The organism is Maricaulis sp., assembly GCF_048270265.1.
Classification (GTDB): Bacteria; Pseudomonadota; Alphaproteobacteria; order Caulobacterales; family Maricaulaceae; genus Maricaulis.
In genome coordinates this window covers 1-17543 of the sequence record NZ_JBLWTD010000039.1, presented here as the reverse complement: position 1 = coordinate 17543, position 17543 = coordinate 1, and the positions used below count along the sequence as shown (strand labels likewise).

General features: G+C 63.7%; 23 protein-coding genes and 1 pseudogene. 20 read left to right on the top strand and 4 right to left on the bottom strand.

What is annotated here, in order from left to right; translation table 11 throughout:
- From ACN0YF_RS14315 to ACN0YF_RS14285, 7 genes are all read left to right on the top strand, one after another.
- The coding region (locus ACN0YF_RS14315) for an aldo/keto reductase (RefSeq protein ID WP_417494907.1) at positions 1–986 on the top strand (986 nt) is incomplete at its 5' end.
- A gap of 93 nt (positions 987–1079) precedes the next feature.
- Complete coding sequence (locus tag ACN0YF_RS14310) at positions 1080–1478, top strand: MAPEG family protein (RefSeq protein WP_417494906.1); 399 nt, start codon at positions 1080–1082, stop codon at positions 1476–1478.
- An 86-nt stretch (positions 1479–1564) separates the two neighbouring features.
- Positions 1565–2149, top strand: a complete 585-nt coding sequence (locus ACN0YF_RS14305; protein WP_417494905.1) for a hypothetical protein — start codon at positions 1565–1567, stop codon at positions 2147–2149.
- 3 nt (positions 2150–2152) lie between these two features.
- The gene (locus ACN0YF_RS14300; protein WP_417494904.1) at positions 2153–3097 is read left to right on the top strand and encodes an alpha/beta fold hydrolase; all 945 of its coding nucleotides are present in this window, start codon (positions 2153–2155) and stop codon (positions 3095–3097) included.
- A 93-nt stretch (positions 3098–3190) separates the two neighbouring features.
- Positions 3191–3475 (top strand): DUF2312 domain-containing protein, encoded by a 285-nt coding sequence (locus ACN0YF_RS14295; RefSeq protein ID WP_417494903.1) that lies wholly within the window; start codon positions 3191–3193, stop codon positions 3473–3475.
- 29 nt (positions 3476–3504) lie between these two features.
- Positions 3505–3975, top strand: coding sequence for a hypothetical protein (locus tag ACN0YF_RS14290; RefSeq protein WP_417481914.1), 471 nt, complete (start codon positions 3505–3507; stop codon positions 3973–3975).
- Between the two features lie 60 nt (positions 3976–4035).
- A complete protein-coding gene (locus ACN0YF_RS14285) occupies positions 4036–4605 on the top strand; it encodes a hypothetical protein (protein ID WP_417494902.1) in 570 nt (189 codons plus the stop codon).
- Positions 4606–4771: 166 nt separating this feature from the next.
- Here the strand turns inward: ACN0YF_RS14285 and ACN0YF_RS14280 are convergent, their stop codons facing one another.
- A complete protein-coding gene (locus ACN0YF_RS14280; RefSeq protein WP_417481912.1) occupies positions 4772–6226 on the bottom strand; it encodes a sigma-54-dependent transcriptional regulator in 1455 nt (484 codons plus the stop codon).
- A gap of 203 nt (positions 6227–6429) precedes the next feature.
- Between ACN0YF_RS14280 and ACN0YF_RS14275 the strand changes: the two genes are divergently transcribed.
- Complete coding sequence (locus tag ACN0YF_RS14275) at positions 6430–7242, top strand: CPBP family intramembrane glutamic endopeptidase (protein WP_417494901.1); 813 nt, start codon at positions 6430–6432, stop codon at positions 7240–7242.
- A 37-nt stretch (positions 7243–7279) separates the two neighbouring features.
- On the top strand, positions 7280–8227 hold the full coding sequence (locus ACN0YF_RS14270) for an alpha/beta fold hydrolase (protein ID WP_417494900.1): 948 nt from the start codon (positions 7280–7282) through the stop codon (positions 8225–8227).
- Here the strand turns inward: ACN0YF_RS14270 and ACN0YF_RS14265 are convergent.
- Complete coding sequence (locus ACN0YF_RS14265) at positions 8224–8472, bottom strand: hypothetical protein (RefSeq protein WP_417481909.1); 249 nt, start codon at positions 8470–8472, stop codon at positions 8224–8226. The genes ACN0YF_RS14270 and ACN0YF_RS14265 overlap by 4 nt on opposite strands.
- Before the next feature lie 214 nt (positions 8473–8686).
- On the opposite strand from ACN0YF_RS14265, the gene ACN0YF_RS14260 reads away from it, so the two are divergent.
- From ACN0YF_RS14260 to ACN0YF_RS14220, 9 genes are all read left to right on the top strand, one after another.
- Entirely contained in the window at positions 8687–8992 is a 306-nt protein-coding gene (locus ACN0YF_RS14260; RefSeq protein WP_417481908.1) for an aa3-type cytochrome c oxidase subunit IV, read from the top strand.
- 122 nt (positions 8993–9114) lie between these two features.
- Positions 9115–10248, top strand: coding sequence for a Re/Si-specific NAD(P)(+) transhydrogenase subunit alpha (locus ACN0YF_RS14255; RefSeq protein WP_417494899.1), 1134 nt, complete (start codon positions 9115–9117; stop codon positions 10246–10248).
- Between the two features lie 35 nt (positions 10249–10283).
- Complete coding sequence (locus ACN0YF_RS14250) at positions 10284–11012, top strand: hypothetical protein (RefSeq protein ID WP_417494898.1); 729 nt, start codon at positions 10284–10286, stop codon at positions 11010–11012.
- 27 nt (positions 11013–11039) lie between these two features.
- Positions 11040–11363, top strand: a complete 324-nt coding sequence (locus ACN0YF_RS14245; protein WP_417494897.1) for an NAD(P) transhydrogenase subunit alpha — start codon at positions 11040–11042, stop codon at positions 11361–11363.
- Positions 11360–12004, top strand: coding sequence for a hypothetical protein (locus tag ACN0YF_RS14240; protein ID WP_417494896.1), 645 nt, complete (start codon positions 11360–11362; stop codon positions 12002–12004). The genes ACN0YF_RS14245 and ACN0YF_RS14240 overlap by 4 nt, the downstream gene beginning before the upstream one ends.
- Positions 12005–12029: 25 nt before the next feature.
- Entirely contained in the window at positions 12030–13436 is a 1407-nt protein-coding gene (locus ACN0YF_RS14235; RefSeq protein ID WP_417481902.1) for an NAD(P)(+) transhydrogenase (Re/Si-specific) subunit beta, read from the top strand.
- Between the two features lie 75 nt (positions 13437–13511).
- Positions 13512–13910, top strand: a complete 399-nt coding sequence (locus tag ACN0YF_RS14230; RefSeq protein ID WP_417494895.1) for a DUF3995 domain-containing protein — start codon at positions 13512–13514, stop codon at positions 13908–13910.
- Positions 13911–13952: 42 nt separating this feature from the next.
- Entirely contained in the window at positions 13953–14240 is a 288-nt protein-coding gene (locus tag ACN0YF_RS14225) for a hypothetical protein (RefSeq protein ID WP_417481900.1), read from the top strand.
- A 10-nt stretch (positions 14241–14250) separates the two neighbouring features.
- Positions 14251–14871, top strand: a complete 621-nt coding sequence (locus tag ACN0YF_RS14220; protein WP_417494894.1) for a class I SAM-dependent methyltransferase — start codon at positions 14251–14253, stop codon at positions 14869–14871.
- A gap of 14 nt (positions 14872–14885) precedes the next feature.
- Here the strand turns inward: ACN0YF_RS14220 and ACN0YF_RS14215 are convergent, their stop codons facing one another.
- A complete protein-coding gene (locus ACN0YF_RS14215) occupies positions 14886–15620 on the bottom strand; it encodes a 2OG-Fe(II) oxygenase (protein WP_417494893.1) in 735 nt (244 codons plus the stop codon).
- A gap of 84 nt (positions 15621–15704) precedes the next feature.
- A complete protein-coding gene (locus tag ACN0YF_RS14210; protein ID WP_417481897.1) occupies positions 15705–16025 on the bottom strand; it encodes a TraR/DksA family transcriptional regulator in 321 nt (106 codons plus the stop codon).
- A gap of 186 nt (positions 16026–16211) precedes the next feature.
- Between ACN0YF_RS14210 and ACN0YF_RS14205 the strand changes: the two genes are divergently transcribed.
- Both ACN0YF_RS14205 and ACN0YF_RS14200 read left to right on the top strand, forming a co-directional pair.
- Positions 16212–17171, top strand: a complete 960-nt coding sequence (locus ACN0YF_RS14205; protein WP_417494892.1) for an ABC transporter ATP-binding protein — start codon at positions 16212–16214, stop codon at positions 17169–17171.
- Positions 17171–17543 (top strand): annotated as a pseudogene (locus ACN0YF_RS14200) (ABC transporter permease); the annotation flags it as partial. The gene ACN0YF_RS14205 and the pseudogene ACN0YF_RS14200, both read left to right, overlap by 1 nt.

Sequence of the window (17543 nt, the reverse complement as noted above, 5' to 3'; positions counted from 1 at the left end):
CCCCAGCCGCACAGGATCCCGCCATGCCCCAGCTTCGCCCCCTCGGTTCCAGCGGCCTTTCCACGCCAGCCCTTGTCTTCGGCGGCAATGTGTTTGGCTGGACGCTGCAAACCCCGCAGGCTTTCGACGTGCTCGATCGTTTCATCGAGGCCGGCGGCACGATGATCGATACCGCCGATGTCTATTCGGCCTGGGTGCCGGGTCATGTCGGCGGCGAGTCGGAGACGGTGATCGGGGACTGGCTGAAGCGGCGCGGGCGGCGCGATGATGTGTTGATCGCGACCAAGGTCGGCATGTTGCCGATCGACGGGCCCAAACCACTCGATCCGGAACTGATTGCGCGCCATGTCGAGGCTTCGCTGAACCGGCTGCAAACCGACTATATCGATCTCTATTACGCGCATCAGGACGATCCCGACACGCCGATGGACGAGGTATTGCACGCCTTTTCCGAACTGGTTGATGCCGGCAAGGTCAGGGCGCTCGGGGCGTCCAACTTCTCGGCCGAACGGCTGGGGCAATCGCTGGAGATGAGTGCCGCGCGCGGCTGGGCGGCATACTCAGTGCTGCAGCCGGAATTCAACCTGATCCGCCGCCATCGTTTTGCCGGCGCGCTACGCGATCTGTGCATCGAGAATAATATCGGCGTTCTGAGCTATTTCGGCCTCGCTTCGGGTTTTTTGACCGGCAAATACCGCTCCAGGGCAGACATCAGCAAAAGCGCGCGCGGCGATCGGATGACCACCTATTTCACCGAGCCGCACATGGCCCTGCTCGGCGTGATGGACGATATCGCGGCTGAGACCGGCGCCAGCCTGTCGCAAATCTCCCTCGCCTGGATCGCCGCCCAGCCCGGCATCACCGCCCCGATCGCCAGCGCCACCAGCATCAAACAGCTCGACGAGCTGCTCGGATCGCTGACGCTGGAGCTGAGCGCGGAGCAATTGGCGCGGCTGGATGCGGCGCAGGTCCCGGCCGGGGCGTGAACGCGTCCGAAATCATCTTCCCCGCAGCGCCTGTCCCGGTTACATCTGTCTGACGAACCACGCCGAATCCCGGCCCAATGAAAGAGATCCACCATGGCAGCCTATCCCCTCACCATGCTCGGCACACTCGCCGTTGTTCTGATCACCCTGATTTTCGCCGCCCGCACCGGCCAGGCCCGCGGCAAGACCGGCGTCAAGGCGCCGGCCATGTCCGGCTCGGAAGAATTCGAGCGCGCCAATCGCGTTCACCTCAACACGGTCGAGCAATTGGTGATGTTCCTGCCCGTGATGTGGATTTTCGCCTCCCAGATGGGCGATCTCGCCGCCGGCATCGCGGCCCTGGTCTGGGTCATCGGACGCGTCCTCTACAGCGCGGCCTATATGGCTGACCCTGCCAAGCGCACCGTCGGTTTCCTGATCGGCTTCGCCGCCCTGGTGATCCCCTTCCTGATCTCAACCGGCCTGATCCTGTGGGGCCTGTTCACCGGCTGATACCAGCGGCGCCGGCGCCTTAAATCTTGGCAAGCTTGCGGTGGCGCCCTCTGGACGCCGCCGCAAGAGCCTCTATCCTTGTGACCATGATGATCCTGCTCGCCTCCGCCCTGCTGACCTTCGCCGCCGCGCAGGACGTCCCGCCGCTCACCGAGACGGTGGAGATCGCGCCGCAGGTCGAGTTCCAGACACCGCAGGAACGGCTGACGGCAAGGCTCGACGCACTGGCGACCGCCGATGAGGCCGCGGCCCGGCCGCTGGTCGATGAAATCTTTGCCCTCTGGGCCCATTCCGGCAGCGACACCATCTCGCTGCTGATGGATCGCGGCCATGCCGCCGAGGCCGCCGGTGATCTCGATATCGCGGCGCGCATGTATGACCATGTCACCGCCCTGGCGCCTGAATTTGCCGAGGGCTGGCTGGCCGCCGGACGTATCGCGACCCAGCTCGAAGACTGGACCTACGCCTTCGAAACCCTCAACACCGCACTGACCCTCGAGCCACGCCGTTTCGACGCCTATGTCACGCTCGGACGGGTGCTGGAGAACGCGCAGGCGATCGGGGCGGCGCTCGACGCCTATGAAGAGGCGCTGGCGATCCACCCCACCTATGCGCCCGCGGTCCAGGCCAAGGCGCGCATCGATGCGGCGCAGGCCGGCCGCGCGCTCTAGCCGATGACGGCTGCCGCACTTGCCGCGATCATCGCGCTGGCCGGGTTGCTGCTCGGAGCGCTGGGCGGCTGGCTGGTCTCGCAGCGGATTGCGAAGGCACATCCGCCGGAAGGCGAGTTCCTCGAGATTGATGGCACAAGGCTGCACTATCGCCGCAGCGGCGACCCGGCCCGGCCCGCCATCCTCGTCCTGCACGGCGCCGCCTCCAATCTGGAAGAGCCCCGCCTGGCACTGGGCGAAGCCCTGGCGCAGGAGAATGTCATCTGGCTCGACCGTCCCGGCCTTGGCTGGAGCGAGCGGCCAAAAGCCGCGCGCTGGTCGCCGGCCGGGGAAGCGGCGCTGATCGCCAGGTTTCTCGACAAGCTCGATATCCCGGAAGCCGTCGTGATCGGCCACTCCTGGGGCGGCGCAATCGCGATGCGGCTGGCGATGGACCATCCCGAACGGGTCACCGGCCTGGTGCTGATCGCGCCGGCGCTCTCGGCCTGGATCGGCGAGGCGGCCTGGTTCAATGCCGCCAGCGGCTGGCCGCTGATCGGCCCCGTCCTGACACGGGTGATCATTCCGCTGGTCGGCCCCGGCCAGCTCGAATCGGGCGCCCGCAAGGCCTTCCATCCCGAACCTGTTCCCGAAGGCTATGTCGCCGCCTCGCGCCTGCCGCTGATCCTGCGTCCGGGCAACTGGATCGCCAATGCGCGCGACATGATGATGGTCAACACGCATCTGGAGCTGCAGGAAGAGCGTTATCAAAATGTGGGAGCGCACACCGTTTTCCTGGCCGGCAAGGCCGACACCGTGCTGTGGACCCATCGCCATTCCGGCCAGGTCGCGGCGCGCATGCCCCGCGCCGAGCTGCGGCTGATTTCCGGCGCCGGGCACAATCTCCACCACCATCACCCGCAAGCCGTGCTCGAAGCGGTGATGACCGTGCGCGAACGGGCGGAATGACTGAGAATTCCGGTGGAAATCACTGGCCGTCCGGCTTGAGGCGAACGCCTTGCCAGCCTAGTGTCGCGCTCCGCCGCAGCAAAGGTTACCGACATGGCTTTCACCGACAACGCCCCGACAGGCCCGATTGACGATTCCGACGCCATGGGAGGGGTCGCGCGTGACCATCTGAAGTCATTTGTCGCGCGGATCGAACGGCTTGAAGAAGACAAGGCCAATGTGATGGCCGACATCAAGGAAGTCTATGCCGAGGTCAAATCCATGGGCTTCGATCCCAAGGTGATGCGCAAGGTGATCTCCCTGCGCAAGATCGACCGCAATGAGCGCCAGGAAATGGAAGCACTTCTTGAATTGTATCTCGGCGCCGTCGAGAGCTAGACTGGGCGCCTCCCCTTACGGAGGACTGCGTGCCCCGCAAGATTGACGAGAAAAAGACCCGCAAGGCCCTGCGCCGGCTGGAGCGTGCCAAACGCGCCGCCGAGCAGGCCGGCACGCCCGATGCCTCGCTGTCGGAGTGGGAGGGCGAGTTTCTCGGCTCGCTGGAAGAAAGGCTGGAGACCTATGGCTCCGCCTTCAATGATCCCGGCAAGGGCGATACCGAGGAAGCACTCTCGGCGCGGCAGGCCTTGAAGCTGCGCGAGATCGAGAAAAAGGCGGCCGGCAAGGCGCGCAAGCCGATGTCGCAAGGCAAGGGTTTCAAGCGCAAGACACCCGGCCCGGCCCCGCGCTCGCGCGATATCAACGAAGATTTTGATCGCGCCCCGCCACCCGCGCCCAAGCTGGTGGACAAGCCCGCCGACGCGCCGGCGCAGCCAGCCCCGCGCCCTGCAGGCGGCTTTACGCCCCGCGTGATCGAAGGCGGCAAGCCTCGCCTTTGATGCGCGGCATTAGGTCCACGTTAAATCTGTTTCCAATCTCAGCGCGCCCGGCGGCCGCAAATGCGTATCATCGTTGTTCGATCCGAGGAGATCACTGCGATGCCCGATACCATGTTCGAGACGAGTTTCGACCCGATGGTCCAGCTTGAAGTCTTGCAGGACGACGTGCTGCACTATCTTCGAAGCGCCCTAGAGAACGGGCTCAACACCGTGCGCGGCGCGGCAGCCTTCCACCAGGCCATGACCTGGCTTGACCGGCTGAGCGAGATCAAGGCCGACCAGATTTATGCGCCGCTATCGGCCGATCCGCTGGCACGCGATTATGTCTCGCATCTAGACGAGCAATTGCTCGATCTGATGTCGCGGATCTCCGTGCTGCGAACCCATGTCGAACTGGGCCTCGAAACCGGGAGCGACAATGACACCGGCCTTCGCGACTCGCTGCAGGCGCTGTTGCGGCAATTGAAGATATCCTTCAACCGCGAGGCCGCCCTGATGCCGGTCTATGCCGCCTGGCAGGAGCGCGAGGGCATGCGCTCGCCGCGCCCCTTGCACAGCGCCTGGTCAATGCCCACATCTGGTTCAAGACGAATGACCGGGTCCCGCGCTTCTCCCCCCTTGGCGCCGTGACACGGAAAACGGGTCGGATCCCCCAGGATCCGGCCCGTTTTGTTTGTGCACCAGCCTGATCATACCCGAATAGAAACGGGCCGCTCCCCGAAGGAAACGGCCCGCTTCACAGCCTGCCGCACAACACGCGGCAGACATCCCGTGGTTGGGAAGCTTGTTGTGACGATCAGCCTGTGGCGCGGACGCCGTCGACATCGAGATCGTATTCGCGGACCTTGCGGTACAGGGTCGAGCGTCCGACACCGAGGCGGCGGGCGACTTCGCTCATCCGGCCGGCATAGGTCTCGATCGCGAATTCGATCAGGTCGCGCTCGATATCCTCGAGGGAGCGCAGATTGCCGCCCGCATCCATGATCTCGACCGGGGCGGGTTCACCACTCCCTGCCATCAGCTCGACGGCGGCAGGAGAAATCTCCCCGGCATGGACCGTCCGGCTCTGGATGTCAGGCACCAGGCCGGAGATTTGCGGGAAATCGGCCGGCGTCAGATAGTCGCCATCGGCGAGAATGACGGCACGGAAGACCGCATTTTCCAGCTGACGCACATTGCCCGGCCAGTCGAAAGCACTGAGCATGGCATGCGTTTCCGGTGAGGCATCGACGATCGCCTTGCCTTCCTGGGCATTGAAGCGGCCGATGAAGTGACGCACCAGGGCGGGCACATCATCGCGGCGCGAACGCAGGGAGGGCACTTCGATCGGGAAAACATTCAGACGATAGAACAGGTCCTCGCGAAAGGCACCGGCAGCCACGCGTTCGGTGAGATCGCGATTGGTCGCCGAAATGATGCGGGCATTGACCTTGACCGGGCGTTTGGAGCCGACAGGATCGACCTCGCCCTCTTGCAGGGCGCGCAGCAGCTTGACCTGCATGTCGAGCGGCAGCTCACCGACTTCATCCAGGAAAAGAGTGCCACCATCGGCCTCCTGGAATTTGCCCATATGCTTGCCTGTCGCGCCGGTGAAGCTACCCTTTTCGTGTCCGAACAGGGTTGATTCCACCAGGTTTTCCGGGATCGCGCCGCAATTGACCGCAACAAAGGGACCGCCGGCGCGCTTGGAAGCGGCCATGATCGACTGGGCGACCAGTTCCTTGCCGACGCCGGATTCGCCGGTGACCAGGATCGGAATGTCCGATTGCGCGGCGCGTTCGCCGAGCCGGACAACCTGCTGCATCGCTGCGGCATCGGCGATCATGTCGGCAAAGCCCGACATATTGGCCGCCTTGCGCGTCAGACGCTGCACTTCACCGCTGAGATTCTGGACCTTCAGCGCATTGCGGATCGACACCGCGATGCGTTCCGGGCTGGCCGGCTTGACGAAGAAGTCCAGTGCACCGGCCCGCATGGCGGCAACGACGGTTTCGATCCCGCCACTGGCCGTCAACACGATCACCGGAAGGTCGGGCAATCGCTTCTTGACCGCCTCCAGCGTTTCCATGCCGTCCATCCCCGGCATGATCAGATCGAGCAGCATTACATCGACAGGCGATGCAGCCACACGATCCAGGGCCGCATCGCCGCTTTCTGCGGTCTCTACGCGGTAGCCCTGCTTCTCGATCACCGCCTGAAGAAGGCGGCGTTGCGTCGGATCGTCATCAACGATCAGCACTGATTTCACCATCACACCCACGCCTTTTCGGTCGCATTGTTTTCGCCGGGTCTTTTGACCTCGCTGCCGTTTCCGACAGGGCGTCTATGCGGACCGTTATGGGACAGTCTTCTAAATTTCACGTTTAAGAGGCGGCAAGGTCCGGTTAAGCATAAGGTTCCGGAGATGGCGTGACCTGGCCAGCGAGAGACGAAATGACCGACACTGCGAACCAATTGACGGAGAGAACCGTCCGCTGGCCCTTCCCGCCGGATGACGGTTATTCCGGCCTGCAGGAACATCAGCGCCTGCTCTTCATCCATTCCCTGCCCGGAATGCTGGTCTGGCCGGGCCTCCTGTTCGGCCTCGCCATCCTGTTCCAGCTGCTCTCCCAGGGAGCCTGGCACCTGTTCGACGGCAAGAGCACCAGTCTGAGCGTGGAAACCGTCCAGTTCGCCGGCTCGGCGATTGCCTATGCCGTGCTGGCCCTGCTGATGTGGCATCACTTCGGCATCTACGCCGCCCATCGCGCTGCCTTTTCGGTGATCCCGACCCATCTGCGCGACTTTCTCGCCGGGCTTCTGGTCCTGATCTTCATGCTGACGACCGCGAGTCCCTTGACGGTCTGGCTGCACCAACTGGCCATGCTCGACCCGAGCCTTACGCTCGCCGGCGGAGCGCCGCTGGAAGACGTCTCCAATGTCGATGACTTCGTGAACGGTGGCGCTGCCCTGTGGGCGATCATTCTGTTGACCCTCATCGCGGCCCCCGTCGTCGAGGAGATCCTGTTTCGCGGCTGGATGCTGCCCATGCTGGTCGCACGCGGCGTTCCCGCCCTGTTTGCGGTGCTGATTTCGGCAGCGGCCTTCGGGCTGATGCATATCGGCCAGGGGCTGATGGTGATGATTTCGACGGCCCTTCTGGGTGTGGCGCTTGGGCTGGTGCGGCTCTGGACCGGCCGGGTGGCGGCATCCGTACTCGGACACATCGCCAATAATGCCTGGGCGGTGCTGGCCATCCCCCTGTTGACCGGAATGCAGGCGGGTTGAGATTGACGCAGCGCAACATCGGCGCTAGCGCTGGGTCATGACAAAGACCTCCCCGCGGCCCGAACGCCCACCCGCCCCGCTCGTCCAGTTCAAAGGCACCAAGCCACCCGCACCGGCCTGGTTCGAGCGCGCGCTCGCCGTGCCGGCGGATACCGGCACCGTGATGGTCGAAGGCGCCATGATTCACTGGAAGGCCTGGGGCGAGACCGGAAAGCCCGGCCTGGTGCTGGTGCATGGTGGCGTCGCGCACAAGGACTGGTGGGATTCCATCGGCCCCTTCCTGGCCGAGACCCGCCGCGTCGTGGCGCTGGATCTGTCAGGCATGGGCGATAGCGATCATCGCGACGTCTACAGCATGGACACCTATGCGCTGGAGGTCATCGCGGCCGGCCGGGCCGGTGGTGCCTTTGCCGCCGGGGCGCCCTTTGTCGTCGGACATTCCTTTGGTGGCTTTGTCTCGCTTGCGACCGCAACGGAATTCGGGGCCGAGCTGGCCGGCATCGCCGTGCTCGACAGCCCCGTCCGCCCCCCCAATGAGCAGCGCAACACCCCGCCACCCAGACGCGGCGGCGGCATCTATGCCAGTTTCGATGCTGCATTGCAGCGCTTCCGCCTGCTTCCGGAACAGGAATGCGCCAATGCCTTCCTGATGGACCATATCGCCCGCCAATCGCTGAAGCCCATGGCGCGGCCGGACGGCAGTGAGGGCTGGACCTGGAAGTTCGACCCGCATCTGTGGAGCAAGATGACCTATGACCGGCAGTCGCCGGCCGAGATCGCTGCCGGCCTGAAATGCCGCATCGCGCTGTTCCGCGGTGCCAATTCAGCGCTGGTGACCGATGAGGTCTGGGACTTCATGCGCGAGACCTTCGGTGCCGATACGACCATGGTCTCGATTCCCGACGCCCAGCACCATCTGATCCTCGACCAGCCGATCGCCGTTGCGGCGGCGCTGGAAGTGCTGACGGGACCGGGCTGGGGCTAGTCCTCGTGCCGCCGGAGTTCCTGGGCGACATCCTCGGGCAGGGCCGCAGGCCGCACCGTCATCGAACGCCGCAGGGCGCTGAAGATTCCGGCCAGAACCACAAGGCCCAGCCAGATTGCGCCAATCAGCCGCACGGTCGGCCACATCGGGTCGAACGCGCCGAAATTGAGATATTCCACGCCAGCAAGGCCCGCATAGATCAGCAGGGCAAGCAGGCCGGACCAGACAGCAAAGGGTATGCGCATCGGATATCTCCCCATTCCGGCGCAACGCATACTGAAACCGGATCAGCGCCACAACCGTCTACCCGGGAAAAACGGGTAGCGTGGCGTCGCCGCAACAATCATGCCGCGCCGGGCCTGCCCGGCGCCTGCACTGCGGCAGTCGCGCATCTTGGCCTGCGCCCCGCCGCGTGTTATCGGCAGATCACTATCAGTGACTCGAACAGGGGCAGTCCTCATGGCAGCTGACTACACGCGCGGCGAGATGAACATCGCGAGCCAGAAAAGCACGTTTGACGGTTTTATCGTGGGAACGGTCTGGATCTCGCTGCTGATGATCGTCACCCTGCTCTATCTCACCCTTGTCTTCGCCGTCGGCATGGACTGGATGGGTTCGCTGATCGGCGTTGCCATCGTCGGCGTCGTCCTCGGCCTGGTCACCTCGATGAAGACCAGCTGGTATGTCACGGTCGGTGGCCTGTTCGTCTTCGGCCTGCTCTGCGGTCTCCTGTCCCAGCTGTTCAGCGTTTTCCTCGCCGGCTGACACCTGCAGACGGTCATCGACCGGCCTGCAAACCTGTATGACAGGAATTTCTAACGCAGGTCTTCCCCTGAACGGCGAATTCGCGCATCGTATCCCCCTGCAACACCGAGCGGTGGGACGATATGCGAATAGCTATTCTGAAAGAACGACATGCGGGCGAGACACGCGTCGCCGCGACACCTGATACCGTCAAGAAATTTGTCGCCGCCGGCCACACGGTCGCGATTGAGAAAGGCGCCGGCCTCACCGCCTCGGTGACCGATGACGCCTATGCGGGCGCCGGTGCCGAAATGGGCACACTGGCCGCGACCTTGAAGGGCGCTGACGCCCTCTTCTCCGTCCAGATGCCCGACGATGCGACCGTCGCAAAATTGCCCAAGGGCACATTGCTGGTGGCCCATCTCGACCCCTATAGCGCCGGCGACCGGGCCAAGGCTTTGGCCAAGGCTGGAATTGACGCACTGGCGATGGAATTCGTGCCGCGCATCAGCCGTGCCCAGGCGATGGATGCGCTCTCCAGCCAGTCCAATCTCGCCGGCTATCGCTCGATTATCGAAGCGGCCCATATTTATGGCCGCGCCTTCCCGATGATGATGACCGCCGCAGGCACCGTCGCCCCGGCCAAGGCCTTCATCATGGGTGCCGGCGTTGCCGGGCTGCAGGCGATCGCCACAGCGCGCCGCCTTGGCGCTGTCGTATCCGCCACCGATGTCCGCCCGGCCTCGAAGGAACAGGTCGCCTCACTCGGCGCCAAATTCGTCGCCGTCGAGGATGAGGAATTCAAACAGGCTGAAACTGCGGGCGGTTATGCCAAGCAGATGTCGCCGGAATACCAGGCCAAGCAGGCCGAACTGGTCGCCGGCCATATTGCCAAGCAGGACATCGTCGTCACCACAGCACTGATCCCGGGCCGTCCGGCACCGAAACTGATCACCAAGGCGATGGTCGAGAGCATGAAACCCGGCTCGGTGATCATCGATCTGGCCGCGCCCAATGGCGGCAATTGCGAGCTGACCAAGGCCGACGAGATTGTCACCCATCAGGGCGTGATGATTGCCGGCTTCTCCAACCTGCCCGGCCGTCTCGCCGCCGACAGTTCGGCGCTCTACGCCAAGAACCTCGCCAATCTCCTGCCGCTTCTGGTCGGCGAGGACGGCAAGCGCGCCCCACACTGGGACGATGAAATCATCCAGGGCATGGCCCTGACGCGAGATGGTGCCGTGGTGCATCCGACCCTCGTGAAACAGGACGCATAATGATGACGCACCGGGTTCTGCCTGTCATAGCCGCCTTGATCGCCACGCTCGCGTTCAGCGCAATGGCGAGCGCGCAACGTGTGCCCCGGGCCGAGAATGGCCGCGTCGAACTCCTCGCCTATCCGCCGCAAGGTCTCGAATCTCCGCGTGTCGTCAATCGCGGCGAGACCGTCTGGGTTGAACCCATTCGCCCCCGCTATGCGGTGCGTTTGCTCGAAGACGGCCAACCCCGTGTCCGGCCCCAGCGTGGCGCGCTGGTACCCGCGGGAAGCCTGTTGTTTGGATTGAGGGTGACCGGTGGGTATGCCTATTGCCCACGGATTGATTACAACGCGCCGGTCACACGGGTGCAATGCTTTCGCGACTTCAATGATGACGGCGTGTTCGACGGCGGCTATCTGACGCGCCACAGCCGCACAAACACGCAATTTCTCGCCAACATCGTGCACGCGCTTGATCGCGTTGTACCCATTCCATACGAAGCCGTTGAACCGTCTCAAGCGCTTGAAGCCACGTCACAGATCGTCTTCGACAGAATGCGCAATGGCGAGCCCAGCTTCACGAAATACCTCGATGACGAACGGATGGACACGCGTTTCACCTGCGAACCCTTGAGCGACCAGCCCGAGCTCTGCAACCTGCTGGGCGTGACGCTCCGCATCGAGCCCGTTGGCGATGCCATTCGCATCACGCTGATCGACTCGCCCGAAATCCGCCAACTCAATGTCGTCATGACCAACACCGCCCTGCCAACGCGAAACTAGAACCCTGAACCGGGGAGGAATAATTTTATGGAAGCCGTAGATCCTGTTATCTTTCGCCTCGCGATCTTCATTCTCGCGATCTTCATTGGCTATTATGTCGTCTGGTCGGTCACGCCCGCCCTGCACACGCCGTTGATGGCCGTCACCAATGCGATCTCCTCGGTGATCATTGTCGGTGCCCTGCTGGCCGCAACCGCCACAGGCGGTGCCGATGATGGCAGCGGCGGGGCCGGCTTCTCGCGCGGCCTCGGCACGCTCGCCATCGTGCTCGCCAGCGTCAATATTTTCGGTGGCTTCCTTGTCACCCGGCGCATGCTGGCGATGTACAAGAAGAAGGAGCGCAAGGCATGATGAGAGCCCTGTTAGCCCTGTCCTTGCTTGCGCTCGGCGTTTCGGGCGCTGAGGCCCAGGACAGGCCACAAGCCCAGACCCAGACCACTTTGCCGACCCTGCGCAATCCAGCCATCCTCCAGCGGCTGGGCGCGGAGCAGGATGCCCAGGACGAGGACGAGGCATCGGACGCCCCTGTCGTGACTCGGCGCACCCTCGAACTCTATCGGGAAGCCCAGGACGAGGACAACGCATCGGACGCTCCTGTCGTGACTCAGCGCACCCTCGAACTGTATCGGGAAGCCCAGGAAGAAGAGCGGCGCCGCGCCGCCGGTCCCCGGCCCCGGCATTATGAGGTCGAGTGCCATGCAGTGACCGAATTGCGCTTCGACGTCACGGATTTGAAGATCACCTGCGACAGGAATGACCCTTACGGGCAAAATTATTATTTTCTCTGGCTCGACATGGATCCCTTCCCGCCCCAGGACGCCGCCGGCACCAATGAGGATCGCCAAGTGCGCGCCGACCGCCTCGTCGAGGCGGTCAACATGACCCGCAATGACCCGGGTGCGAACCTGGTCTTGTTGATCGGGCCGCTGGAGCTGAACGGCGGCATCGTCGTCCGCGACATCAACGGTTACACGATCCGCTACACCGAATAATTGCCACAACCCGCAAGAGAGCGCCATGTCTGCAAATCTCGCCGCACTGCTTTACCTCCTTTCGGGGATCCTGTTCATCCTCGCCCTGCGCGGCCTGTCGAGCCCGGAAACCGCCCGCCGGGGCAATGTCTTCGGCATGGCCGGCATGGCGATTGCCATTGTCACCTCCCTGCTCGCAGCCCAGCTCGACGGCGCTTCGATCGCCCTGATCGTTGGCGGCGTGATAGTTGGCGGCGGGATTGGTTTCGTGATTGCGCAACGCATCTCGATGACCTCGATGCCGCAGCTCGTCGCCGCCTTCCACTCGCTGGTCGGCATGGCCGCCGTGCTGGTGGCAGCCGCGGCCCTGTTTGCACCGGAAGCCTTCCACATCGCAGACCCGGTGACCGGACATCTGCACAAGCTTTCCCTGTTCGAACTCTCGGTTGGCACCGCGATCGGCGCCATCACCTTCTCCGGCTCCGTGATCGCCTTTGCCAAGCTCAACGGCAATATGTCCGGTGCGCCAATCCTTCTGCCCCTGCGCCACCTGATCAATATCGCGCTGGCGGCCTTCATCGCCCTGATGGTCGCCTTCCTGATGGCCTCCGGCGGCGAAGCCAAGGTCGCGTTCTGGATGATCGCCCTCGCGGCTTTCATCCTCGGTGTCACCCTGATCATCCCGATCGGCGGCGCCGACATGCCGGTCGTCGTCTCCATGCTCAATTCCTATTCCGGCTGGGCTGCGGCCGCGCTCGGCTTCACGCTGGAAAACACCGCACTCCTGGTCACCGGCGCCCTGGTGGGCTCCTCCGGTGCGATCCTGTCCTACATCATGTGCAAGGGCATGAACCGCTCCTTCATCTCGGTCATCCTCGGCGGCTTCGGCGATGATGGCAGTGCTGCTGCCGTCGCCGGTCCGCAGGGCAATGCCAAACAGGGCTCGGCGGAAGACGCCGCCTTCGTGCTCAAGAATGCCGGCAAGGTCATCATCGTGCCCGGCTATGGCATGGCCGTCGCCCAGGCCCAGCACGCGCTGAAGGAAATGGCCGACCTCCTCAAGGCCGAGGGCGTCGAGGTCTCCTACGCCATCCACCCGGTCGCCGGGCGCATGCCGGGACACATGAATGTCCTGCTGGCCGAGGCCAATGTGCCCTATGACGAGGTGTTCGAGCTGGAGGACATCAATTCGGCCTTCGCCAATGCCGATGTCGCCTTCGTGATCGGCGCCAATGACGTTACCAATCCGGCCGCCGAGGATGATCCGTCCTCGCCGATCTATGGCATGCCGGTATTGCAGGTGTGGAAGGCCAAGACCGTCTTCTTCGTCAAGCGCTCGCTCGCGTCCGGCTATGCCGGCGTCGAGAACCCGCTCTTCTTCCGGGACAATACGATGATGCTTCTGGGCGACGCCAAGAAGATGGCGGAAGAGATCAACAAGGCGATGGGCTAGAGTGACCGTGGGCACAGCTCCGGGCACTGGAACGCCAACATGATGGCCACTCTGGGATGGTCGGTGTTTTCGGTCATGAGCGTGATTGCTGTCCTGCACGCCTATTGGGCCTTTGGCGGCCTGTGGCCCGCGGCAACGGAAGCGGATCTGGTCAAGACCGTGATCGGCATCACCCGGTCACAGACCATGCCGCCGGCCCTGCACTCGCTGGCCGTGGCAGCACTTGTATTCGCTGCGGCCGGCTTCGCCCTGGCGCGCGGGGTTTTCGGTTTTGATTCCATGATCTTCGTTCGCATCCCGCTCGGCGTCGTCGCCGTCGTCATGCTGGGACGCGGCATCTATGCCTATCTGCCTGGCCTGTTCAGCCGTGCGAGCGAACCCTTTGCGACCCTGAATGCCACCTACTTCTCACCCGGCATTCTTCTGTTGGGGATCGCCTTCGCCGTCCTCGCGCTCGGTCCGGCTGCCCGCTAATGGCTCATCTTCCGTTCAGCTTGAATGGGACAAGCTCACGCCATGTTCGCTGAACTCATCCTTGCCCAGATCGGCTCTGTCGCCGAGGACTGCACCTGGAACGGCATCCCGCTCTATGGCGAGGTGCAGATCGTCGAGAGCTTTCCCGATGTCCGCGTCCAGATCGTCAGCAGTTTCCCCGACCTCAAGGTCAAACAGGTCACCAGTTTCCCCGACCATTGCGGTGAATGGGAATACGTCAGCAGCTTTGCCGATTTCACGATCCAGTTCGTCGACAGCTTCCCGGACGTGCGGATCAAATACGTGGAGAGTTTCCCCGGTCTGCCCTAGGCTCCCCGTCATGAGCTTTTACCACGAACATATCCTGCCCCACGTCATCGGCTTCGCCTGCGGTCAGCCGCAGATCATGAAGAAGCGCTCCCAGATCGTGCCCCTGGCGACAGGCCGCGTGCTGGAAGTCGGCTTCGGGGCCGGACCCAATCTCTCCTTTTATGATCCGGCCAAGGTTTCCCACCTCTATGCGCTTGAGCCCTCCGAGGGCATGCGGCGCAAGGCGGCCGACGCGATCGCCGCCTGTCCGGTGACGGTGGAGCTGATCGATCTGCCCGGCGAGGAAATCCCGCTCGAAGACGCCTCGGTCGATACCGTGGTGCTGACCTATACGCTGTGCACCATTCCCGATGCCGAGGCGGCTCTGGCGCAAATGCGCCGCGTGCTCAAGCCGGGCGGCAAGCTCTTGTTCTCCGAGCATGGCGGTGCACCCGATGCCGATGTCGCGAAATGGCAGCGGCGCATTGAGCCGGTCTGGAAACCGCTAGCCGGCGGCTGTCACCTTACGCGCCATCCCGACACGATGATGCAGGCGGCCGGGTTCGGGATCGAACAGCTCGAAGCAATGTATCTGCCCAAGAGCCCGAAATTCGCCTCGTTCAATTATGCCGGGATCGCCGTAAAGGCCTGATCCCGGCGGCAGGCCTACATGTCGATGCCCGGATCCTCGCCCGAGCGCAGCCAGCCGGTGATAGCCAGGCGCGGCGTGGTGACATAATTCGCCACCATCGAGACCGCATGCGGCTGCGGCACCTTGAACAGCGACAGCGTATTCATGCGCGGCACATAGGCGGCCTCGACATTGCCGTCCGGATCATAGAATTGCAGCTGCCCGCCCCAGTCACCCTGCCAGCCGGCGGTGAGACCGAGCACGAAGGCTGCGACACGGTTCTTGCCGGCCACGCCATCATCATGACGGGTGAGGAAATGGCCGCCGCGATAACAGGTCAGCTGCCCGTCGGCGAAACTGATTTCCGGCGCATCGAGCACATCGCGCATCGCCCCGAGGAAGGCTTCGCTATTGATCAGGGCGAACAGTTTCGCCAGCACGGGCGACTCGGATTCGAGCGTGCCGGCATGGGCCTTGTCGTAAAGCGGATAGGTCTCGTAGAGATATTGGAACCCGGCCCGCGCTGCCGAGGCCACGCGCGCATCGAATTCGGCACGCTGAGGTGCCGGCAGTTCGCGCATGGCGCGGGCATCGAGATTGAGATGCTTTTCCGCCAGCCGCGTCACCAGCAGCCATTTATCGACCTCGCCGATGGCACCGGTCAGCTGGCGCAGGGCTGCAGGCGCGAGCAGGCCGGAGATCCGCGCACGGCCGTCACTGCGCAGGCCCGCTCGGGCCGGCTCGAGGTCAAGCTTTTCGGACAATCGCATGGGCAGGCTTCATCGGTTCAGCGCCGGCCCTTATCGCCCGGCACCGCAAGGTTTCGCACAGCCCCGCCAATGCTGGCAACCGGATCAGGCGCAGTCGGCACACCGCGCCGCAGCCGGATCGATCTCGAGGCGCTTGGGGTCGATGGCCTCGCCGCACTCGACGCACCAGCCATACTCGCCTTCGTCTACGCGTTGCAACGCCGCCTCGATACGGCGAATTTCCTGGGTACGGCGGACATCGGAAGCCCGGGCCATGGCCTGGACCTGCATTGAGTCCAGCCGCGACAGGCGGCCGATGGATTGCTGATCCAGCTCGACCGGGTCCCGATCTTCGGTCGTGGCCTCCGACAAGGCGACCAGTTCGGCTTTCAGGGACAGAAGGCATGCGCGCGGGTCTTGCGCCATTGGGTCTCACTTTTCGTCATCATCGCCAGGCGGGCGATAGCGCAGCAGCCTCTTCATAGCGCGTTGTGGAGGTTCGGGCGCGATTTAGCGGCAGTCCGGTGTCAAACGGGGGATCGTCTCCTGCTCAATACCGGTAGCTTGGTGCGACCTGTCTGCCTAAGTTCATCTCTCACTCTTGGGGGTCCCATGTCCGAAATCATCCTGGCGCTCGACGGCGTTTCCAAAACATTCAGCGGCAAACCCGCCGTCCGCGATCTGAGCTTCACCGTCAAGCGCGGTGAAATCACCGGATTTCTCGGCCCCAATGGCGCGGGCAAGTCGACCAGCCTGCGCATGGCACTGGGCATTCTCACGCCCGATTCCGGAGAGGTGAGCCTGTTCGGCGGGCGGCCACGCGCCAAGGCACTGGAGCGGGTCGGTTTTCTTCCGGAGGAACGCGGCATCTACCGCAAGATGAAGGTGATCGATGTCATCATCTTCTTCGCCCGGCTGAAGGGCGTCGCCCCGGACGAGGCCCGCCGGCGCGGCCTCGCCATGCTGGAGGAATTCGGCCTCGCCGATGTCGCCGACAGCAAGGTGAAAACCCTCTCCAAGGGCATGGCCCAGAAGATCCAGATCATTTCCACCCTGATCCATGATCCCGAATTCATCATTCTCGACGAACCCTTCTCCGGTCTCGACCCGGTCAATCAGAAAGCGCTGGAGCAAATAGTCCGCGCCCGTGCCGAAGCCGGCGCGACCATCCTCTTCTCCACCCATGTGATGGAACATGCCGAGCGCCTGTGCGACCAGATCGTACTGGTCGCCAAGGGCCGCAAGGTGTTTGACGGCACCGTCGAGGGTGCCCTGGCCATGATCCCGCGCCGCGTCATCCTGGAGACGGTCTCCGACCATGATCTGGCGCAGACCTTCGCGCCGCTCGGCGAGGTCGTGCAGGAAGCCGGTGCTGCCGACGGCGCCCGGCGCTGGCTGATCGATCTCGGCCCCGGCATTGACGCCCAGGACGTGCTCAAGGCCTGTGTCGACGGCAATATCCGCCTGCTGCGCTTCGAGCCGGCCCGCGCCCATCTGCATGACGCCTTCGTCCATCTGGTTGAAACCAGTGGCCAGTTCTCAAATGAAACGCTTGCCGGGGAGGCCGTCTGATGCGCGCTATCTATCTCATCGCCCGCCGCGAATACCTCTCCTATGTCGCCACCTGGGGCTTCTGGCTCTCGCTCGCCTCCATGCCCTTGTTCATGGCGCTGGGCTTTGGCTTGCCGATCCTGATCGAGAGTTCCCAGCCGACCCGCTATTACGCCCTGATCGACGAATCGGGCGGGGCGCTTGAAGCCGCCATCGAAAGCCAGCGCTCGGCATCGAGGGCAGCCCGGGCTGAAGCGACACGCGAAGTGACGGCCGAGCTTCTCGGCGACAACCCGGCCGTTGCAGCGGCCATTGCCGATGCACCGGAGCCGGGAGAGAAATATATCCGCGTCTATCCGGAAGCGACCGATATCGAGACCCTGCGGCCCTACC

What these genes read in the sequence shown, in the direction of transcription:
- ACN0YF_RS14245 (WP_417494897.1), top strand. Translation starts at nt 11,040, where the DNA reads ATGGAAGCCGTAGATCCTGTTATCTTTCGCCTCGCGATCTTCATTCTC.
- ACN0YF_RS14240 (WP_417494896.1), top strand. Translation starts at nt 11,360, where the DNA reads ATGATGAGAGCCCTGTTAGCCCTGTCCTTGCTTGCGCTCGGCGTTTCG.
- ACN0YF_RS14215 (WP_417494893.1), bottom strand. Translation starts at nt 15,620, where the DNA reads ATGCGATTGTCCGAAAAGCTTGACCTCGAGCCGGCCCGAGCGGGCCTG.
- ACN0YF_RS14255 (WP_417494899.1), top strand. Translation starts at nt 9,115, where the DNA reads ATGCGAATAGCTATTCTGAAAGAACGACATGCGGGCGAGACACGCGTC.
- ACN0YF_RS14260 (WP_417481908.1), top strand. Translation starts at nt 8,687, where the DNA reads ATGGCAGCTGACTACACGCGCGGCGAGATGAACATCGCGAGCCAGAAA.
- ACN0YF_RS14225 (WP_417481900.1), top strand. Translation starts at nt 13,953, where the DNA reads ATGTTCGCTGAACTCATCCTTGCCCAGATCGGCTCTGTCGCCGAGGAC.
- ACN0YF_RS14270 (WP_417494900.1), top strand. Translation starts at nt 7,280, where the DNA reads ATGACAAAGACCTCCCCGCGGCCCGAACGCCCACCCGCCCCGCTCGTC.
- ACN0YF_RS14310 (WP_417494906.1), top strand. Translation starts at nt 1,080, where the DNA reads ATGGCAGCCTATCCCCTCACCATGCTCGGCACACTCGCCGTTGTTCTG.
- ACN0YF_RS14205 (WP_417494892.1), top strand. Translation starts at nt 16,212, where the DNA reads ATGTCCGAAATCATCCTGGCGCTCGACGGCGTTTCCAAAACATTCAGC.
- ACN0YF_RS14220 (WP_417494894.1), top strand. Translation starts at nt 14,251, where the DNA reads ATGAGCTTTTACCACGAACATATCCTGCCCCACGTCATCGGCTTCGCC.
- ACN0YF_RS14305 (WP_417494905.1), top strand. Translation starts at nt 1,565, where the DNA reads ATGATGATCCTGCTCGCCTCCGCCCTGCTGACCTTCGCCGCCGCGCAG.
- ACN0YF_RS14285 (WP_417494902.1), top strand. Translation starts at nt 4,036, where the DNA reads ATGCGTATCATCGTTGTTCGATCCGAGGAGATCACTGCGATGCCCGAT.
- ACN0YF_RS14265 (WP_417481909.1), bottom strand. Translation starts at nt 8,472, where the DNA reads ATGCGCATACCCTTTGCTGTCTGGTCCGGCCTGCTTGCCCTGCTGATC.
- ACN0YF_RS14295 (WP_417494903.1), top strand. Translation starts at nt 3,191, where the DNA reads ATGGCTTTCACCGACAACGCCCCGACAGGCCCGATTGACGATTCCGAC.
- ACN0YF_RS14210 (WP_417481897.1), bottom strand. Translation starts at nt 16,025, where the DNA reads ATGGCGCAAGACCCGCGCGCATGCCTTCTGTCCCTGAAAGCCGAACTG.
- ACN0YF_RS14280 (WP_417481912.1), bottom strand. Translation starts at nt 6,226, where the DNA reads ATGGTGAAATCAGTGCTGATCGTTGATGACGATCCGACGCAACGCCGC.
- ACN0YF_RS14300 (WP_417494904.1), top strand. Translation starts at nt 2,153, where the DNA reads ATGACGGCTGCCGCACTTGCCGCGATCATCGCGCTGGCCGGGTTGCTG.
- ACN0YF_RS14230 (WP_417494895.1), top strand. Translation starts at nt 13,512, where the DNA reads ATGAGCGTGATTGCTGTCCTGCACGCCTATTGGGCCTTTGGCGGCCTG.
- ACN0YF_RS14235 (WP_417481902.1), top strand. Translation starts at nt 12,030, where the DNA reads ATGTCTGCAAATCTCGCCGCACTGCTTTACCTCCTTTCGGGGATCCTG.